5 protein-coding genes are annotated in these 6306 nt (G+C 59.5%); 3 read left to right on the forward strand and 2 right to left on the reverse strand.

The genetic code is table 11. The annotated features are described in order from the left end of the window. Positions 1-1725 (forward strand): single-stranded-DNA-specific exonuclease RecJ, encoded by a 1725-nt coding sequence (gene recJ, locus AC1RQI_RS11395; protein ID WP_481904873.1) that lies wholly within the window; start codon positions 1-3, stop codon positions 1723-1725. An 80-nt stretch (positions 1726-1805) separates the two neighbouring features. Next, positions 1806-2901, forward strand: a protein-coding gene (gene prfB, locus AC1RQI_RS11400) for a peptide chain release factor 2 (RefSeq protein WP_481904874.1) whose coding sequence is annotated in 2 segments (ribosomal slippage) — positions 1806-1877 and positions 1879-2901 — 1095 coding nt in all. Because the reading frame shifts where the segments join, the coding sequence is not laid out codon by codon here. Between the two features lie 311 nt (positions 2902-3212). On the opposite strand, the gene AC1RQI_RS11405 is transcribed toward prfB, so the two are convergent. Beyond that, on the reverse strand, positions 3213-4550 hold the full coding sequence (locus AC1RQI_RS11405) for an SNIPE associated domain-containing protein (RefSeq protein ID WP_481904875.1): 1338 nt from the start codon (positions 4548-4550) through the stop codon (positions 3213-3215). Positions 4551-4643: 93 nt separating this feature from the next. Then, positions 4644-4850, reverse strand: coding sequence for a hypothetical protein (locus AC1RQI_RS11410; RefSeq protein WP_481904876.1), 207 nt, complete (start codon positions 4848-4850; stop codon positions 4644-4646). 255 nt (positions 4851-5105) lie between these two features. On the opposite strand from AC1RQI_RS11410, the gene AC1RQI_RS11415 reads away from it, so the two are divergent. Continuing rightward, a complete protein-coding gene (locus AC1RQI_RS11415) occupies positions 5106-6242 on the forward strand; it encodes a type I restriction-modification system subunit M (RefSeq protein ID WP_481904877.1) in 1137 nt (378 codons plus the stop codon). The last annotated feature ends 64 nt before the right edge of the window (positions 6243-6306 follow it).

Genomic DNA, 6306 nt, shown 5'->3' on the forward strand with positions numbered 1-6306 from the left:
ATGCAGAAAACCATCGTGCGGCGTGCCGGCGCTGGTGGCGAGCCCGTCGCCGGCGCTGATTGTCATCCCCTTTTGCAGCGGCTCTATGGGGCCCGGGGGGTGACGGACGCGAGCCAACTTGATTATGGATTGGCCTCCCTGGCCCGGCCGGATGGGTTGCGTGGTATTGAGGCTGCAGCGTCCACACTTGCCGAGGCGGTGACTCAGGGCCAGCGGATCACCATTGTGGGTGATTTTGACGCCGATGGGGCCACAAGTACGGCACTGGCCGTGCTCGCGCTCCAGCGTTTCGGTGCCCGGAAGGTCGATTACCGTGTGCCAAGCCGTTTCACGGATGGTTATGGGCTGACGCCAGGAATCATCGATCAGCTTGCCGGGGAAGGGGCGCTGCCGGATGTGATCCTGACCGTGGACAATGGCATCGCGGCCCATGAGGGTGTGGGCAGCGCCCGGGAGAGAGGGATTCGGGTGGTGGTTACGGATCACCATCTTCCCGGGGAAAGCCTCCCCTCAGCGGAAGCCATCGTTAATCCCAACCAGCCGGACTGTGGCTTTCCCTCAGGGAGCATAGCGGGTGTAGGGGTGACCTTCTATGTAGTGAGCGCAGTGCGCCGGACTCTGGAAAGGGCTGGCTGGTTCAGTGAGGCGCCGCCTTCCATGGCGGAGTACCTGGATCTTGTGGCCCTGGGGACCGTTGCGGATGTGGTGCCCCTGGACCACAACAATCGGACCCTGGTGGCTCAGGGGGTGCGCCGGCTTCGTGCTGGGCGAACACGCCCCGGCATCCGCGCCCTGCTCGAGCTTGCCGGGCGTGAGGCGGCGACTCTTGAAGCCTCGGATCTGGGGTTTGTGCTGGGGCCACGGCTTAACGCCGCTGGTCGCCTGGACGATATGGCGGTAGGCATTGAGTGCCTGCTGGCGGAAGACGAGGAGAAGGCGCGGCGGTTCGCTTGTGAACTGGATCGGCTCAATCGCGAGCGTCGCGCTATTGAATCGGATATGCGGGCGGAAGCGGAGTCGGCATTGGCCAGGCTGCACCTCGATGAGGGGGAGTTGCCGCCCATTCTCTGTCTCCACGACGAACAGTGGCACGAGGGCGTAATCGGCCTTCTCGCCTCGCGCATCCGGGAGCGTTTCCACCGGCCGGTGATTGCCTTTGCCCGTGGTGGTGAGGGCGTGCTCAAGGGCTCGGCCCGCTCGGTTCCAGGCCTGCATATCCGGGATCTGGTCGCGGACCTGGACGCCCGGTATCCCCAGCTTGTGCAGCGCTACGGCGGCCACGCCATGGCCGCTGGCATGACCCTGGCGGACCAGGCGATGGAGCCGTTCCGGAACGCGGTGACCGAACTGGTCCGGGAACGGGTTGAGCCTGGGCTCCTGCGCCCGGAGATCCTGAGTGACGGGGAGCTGGAACCCCAGTGGTTGACGCTGGAGACGGCTCACCTTCTGTCCAGCGGTGGGCCCTGGGGGCAGGGCTTCCCGGAACCGGTGTTTGATGGTGAGTTCGAGCTCCTGGATCAGCGGATCGTTGGCGAGCGCCATCTTAAGCTCCAGATTGGGATACCTGGCTGGAATACACCGGTGGATGGGATCGCGTTCAACGTGGATACGGACCAGTGGCCCGCCCGGTGCCGGTGGGCGCGTCTGGCCTATCAGCTGGATGCCAATCGCTTCCGGGGGCGCGAACGGCTGCAGCTGCGGGTGCTGCACCTGGAGCCACTGTAAGCCGCATATTCAGTGGCTGGCGCATTCGTTACAATAAGTCATCGTTCTGACATGCCCATTTGATAGAGAGGCCGTCGGCTATGGAAACCAATCCGATTCTGCAGACCATTCGTGACCTGGAAGCGCGTACGGAAGCGCTTAGGGGGTATCTTTGACTACGACAGCAAGAAAGAGCGGCTGACCGAAGTCGAACGCGAACTGGAACAACCCGAGGTCTGGAACAACCCGGACCGTGCCCAAGCCCTGAACAAGGAGCAGGCTGGGCTGCATGCCATTGTCTCCACGCTGGACCGTCTCAGTACCGGCATCCGTGATGCCGAGGAACTGCTTCAGATGGCGGAAGCCGAGGAGGATGAAGCAGCGGCCAATGATGTGACCGGTGAGCTCCAGAACCTGGAGTCGGAACTGGAAACCCTTGAGTTCCGGCGGATGTTTTCCGGTGACATGGACGCCAGTAACTGTTATCTGGAGATCCAGGCCGGCTCTGGCGGCACCGAGGCTCAGGATTGGGCCAACATGCTGTTGCGTATGTACCTGCGCTGGGCGGATTCCAAGGGCTTCAAGTATGAAGTGCTCGAGGCCCAGGACGGCGATGTGGCAGGGCTCAAGGGCGCCACGGTCAAAATCGACGGTGATCATGCCTATGGCTGGCTGCGCACGGAGACCGGGGTTCATCGGCTGGTCCGCAAGTCGCCCTTCGACTCCGGCAACCGCCGGCACACCTCTTTTGCATCGGTGTTTGCCTCGCCGGAGATTGACGACAATATCGAGATCCAGATCGATCCCTCGGATCTGCGGATCGATGTTTACCGTGCTTCGGGTGCGGGCGGCCAGCACGTCAACACCACGGAGTCCGCCGTCCGGATTACGCACCATCCTACCGGCATCGTGGTGGCGAACCAGAGCGGGCGTTCGCAGCACCAGAACAAGGATTATGCGATGAAGCAGCTGCGCGCCAAGCTTTACGAGCTGGAGCTGCAGAAGCGTAACGAGGAGAAACAGGCTGCCGAGAACAACAAGTCGGACATTGGTTGGGGCAGCCAGATCCGTTCCTATGTGCTCGATGATCAGCGCATCAAGGACCTGCGCACGCGGGTGGAAACCAGCAACACCCAGAATGTGCTCGACGGAAGTCTTGATCAATTCATTATTGCCAGTCTCAAGCAGGGCCTGTAACCCTGTCCTCATATGGCCTTACACGTCATGTGGATGGCTGCAAAGCCCCGGTTTAAGGGGCTTTGCGCTCCTCTTACGTAATCATATTTCATCACACCAGCAGTTTTAATCCTGCATAGCGACGGCCAATGGCTGACTCAGCTCTCAATTCGCTGAAAGCAGAGCTGAAGGACTACCAGGAACGCGACTCCCCCGGCCTGTACTTCAGGGTTTAACCCAGCGGGTCCAAGTGTTGGACACTCAGGTACAAGCGTCCCAATGGAAAGTGGGCCTGGTTTGCTCTGGATCGCCAACGGCCACCTCAAGGCCACTCAGATCGCCTCAGGGTAGGCAGAGTGGGCATCCTGAGCCTGGTGTTCATTGCGCTGCGCCAGGATGGCCAGCGACTCGTTGTACTGGCGTGCTTCAATCGTCTCATTGAACTCTGCCTCTGGAACGAGTTCTTCAACCTTCTCACGGATCTCACTGAGCTCGACCTTGAAGAACTCCTTGCGCATGTTGACCAGATTCATCCTGCGGTCACTGAAGGCGGCGTGCAGTTTCCCCTCCAGTTCCGGGGCATTGTCGGTGAAGATCATCGCATGGACATCGAAGGTGAACGGCACACTGGCATCGCCAAGCTCTTTCACACGGTCGTCTGGATCGAGTCGACGGGTCATGCCAATCTTGAAGATCCGCTCGCCGAACGAGCCGATGTTCGAGACCACGTAGACGTGTCCGCGCTGGGTCTGCTCGGCCATGCTCTTGGCTCTCTCTGATTTCTCATGTGCCTCTGCGAGTTCCTCACTGAGTTCCTCAATCTTGCCCTGGAGCTTGGTCAGTTGCTCGCCACTGGCTTGATCGGCTTCCTTGCGGGCTTTCTCCAGCAGTTTGTTGTACTTCTCCTCGTCTTTGATGGCTTTATTCATTTCCTCCTGGAGTTTCTTTTCCTCGCGCTCCTGACGACGGAGTTCTTTCAGTTCCTCCTTCTCCTGTTGCTTCTTCTCCTGATGCTCGTGCGTCAAACGGAGCTCTTTGAGTTTGAGATTCAAGTACCCCGGATTGATGTGGATGTCCTGAGGCGTATTGAGTTTGTTGATGGTCTCGTAGGCTTTGCGGATGCGTTTCTCCATGGCAACCGCATTGTTCCAGCGGCTGTTGCTGATGGCGGCGTCACATTCGTTGTTGAAGGCCCTTGCGGTCAGCTTGATCGAGCGATTGGTCATTTTCCTGCCCTCGGCCTTGCTGTCGCCGACACGCCACTCCGTGTTGCACTCGACCGCGGTCTTGTCACTGATCATCTTCTTCTGGGTTGCCTTGACCTCCCTGATGGCCTCCTTGAACTGCTCCGAGGTCCCGAAATCGAAGTGGGGCTTATAGAACCCCCACTCAGCGAGTTCGACCTCTTCATCGTAAATCGCCACCGTCTCCACCAGATCCGAGTAGATGGCCCGCTTTTGGTCATAGCTCTCGCGCAACTGGCTGATCGCTGCCTCTTCCTGCTCCTTGGTTTCGCGCACGCGCGCCAGTTCTTTGTCAGCGTCCAGGACGTCTCTGAATCGGGAATCGATCGCGCGGTACCGGCGGAAGAAAACAATCGCAGCCGTGGTTGTGAGCAACAGCAACGCACTCAGGCAAGATGCAGCGAGCGTGAGATGGACAGTACTCATAGCCGTTCCCTGTTGATGGTGGAGAAATAACCTTTGAGCGTAACGCGCGCCGGAGACAGGCGTCACGAAGTGGTTACTTTGAACATGAATGGGTCAGTGGGATTGTGTTTCAGGCAGTGACCAGGTCACCCTCAACCGCTCTACGGTGTGCCTCCACTTCGATGCGGTTGGTTTGCACACCGTGGTCTGATTGCCGAACAGGCCCACCTCCCGGAACGCCTGGGAGCGCGGAACCGTGTAGAGCCACTCGACCGGCACCAGGTACTCCGCGTGCTCCTCGTTGATCTCTGGGTCAATCATCCAGGCGCGGCTGAGGTACTGGTTCCCGTTATCCTCGAAGGCGGCAAAGAACAGTGCACTGATAGACAGCTGAGCAACGACCTCCCGAGGTGTTAGTGGCCAATGAGTAACCAATCCGGATTCAGGATGGACACGTCCTAAAAAACGCCCACAATGTGGCGCCTACACCGCATAAAAGCCACAATTCAACCTTGCCAGGCTTGGTCCTTTGCCTCCAAAGTCTTGCCAGTCGAACTCGAACGCGGAAGCCGCTGAATGACCCAGACCCTGACCCTGCAACAACTCGAATCCTTCCTCTGGGAAGCCGCTGACATCCTCAGGGGCAACATGGACGCCTCTGAGTACAAGGACTACATCTTCGGCATGCTCTTTCTGAAACGCCTCTCTGATGCCTTTGAAGAGGCGCAGGAGGGCGTAGTGGAGTACTATCTCGAGAAGGGCCGCAGCCAGGCCCAGGCGGAGGAGCTGGCCAATGAAGAGGATGAGTACGATGAAACCTTCTACATTCCGCCAGAGGCCCGCTGGGGCGCCCTGAAGGACGTGAAGCACGATATTGGCTCAGTCCTGAATACGGCCACCGAGGCCATCGAGGAGTACAACCCAAGCCTGGAGGGCGTGCTGGTCACCATCGACTTCAACGTGAAGAACAAGCTCTCGGACAGCAAGCTGCGGGACCTGATCAGCCACTTCAGCCAGCACCGGCTGCGCAACACCGACTTTGAGCGCTCGGACCTGCTCGGCACCGCCTACGAATACCTGATCAAGATGTTCGCCGACAGCGCGGGCAAGAAGGGCGGCGAGTTCTACACGCCCTCCGAGGTGGTGCAGCTGCTGGTGTCACTGCTCAAGCCTCACGCGGGGATGCGCATCTACGATCCCACCGCTGGTTCCGGCGGCATGTTGATCCAGTCCCGCAATTACCTGGCGGAGCAGGGCGATAACTCCGCCAACCTCTCGCTGTATGGCCAGGAGATGAACCTCAACACCTGGGCCATCTGTAAGATGAACATGTTCCTGCATGGGGTCTACAGCGCTGACATCCGCAAGGGCGACACCCTGGGGGATCCGCAGCACACCGAAGGCGGTGAGCTGATGCACTTCGACCGGGTGATCGCCAATCCGCCGTTCAGTCTCAAGAAGTGGGGCAAGGAGACGGCGGATAACGACCCGTACGGCCGCTTCCCCTACGGCACACCGCCCAAGGACGCCGGGGACCTGGCGTTCGTCCAACACATGATCGCCAGCCTCAATGCTGAGGGCATGATGGGTGTGGTCATGCCCCATGGGGTGCTGTTCCGTGGTTCCAGCGAGAAGGCCATTCGTACCGGGATTCTCAATGATGATCTGCTGGAGGCGGTGATCGGCCTGCCGGACTCACTCCTGAATCAGTGACTTCGCAGGCCAATATACCCCGCAAAGCGCAAGCTGGGCTAATACGGGCAAAATCTGAATAGAT

This window comes from Salicola sp. AFF1, assembly GCF_056783195.1.

Bases quoted from the DNA above. Each gene is read 5' to 3' on its own strand.
- recJ (WP_481904873.1), top strand. From the start codon at position 1: ATGCAGAAAACCATCGTGCGGCGTGCCGGCGCTGGTGGCGAGCCCGTC.
- AC1RQI_RS11405 (WP_481904875.1), bottom strand. From the start codon at position 4,550: ATGAGTACTGTCCATCTCACGCTCGCTGCATCTTGCCTGAGTGCGTTG.
- AC1RQI_RS11410 (WP_481904876.1), bottom strand. From the start codon at position 4,850: ATGATTGACCCAGAGATCAACGAGGAGCACGCGGAGTACCTGGTGCCG.
- AC1RQI_RS11415 (WP_481904877.1), top strand. From the start codon at position 5,106: ATGACCCAGACCCTGACCCTGCAACAACTCGAATCCTTCCTCTGGGAA.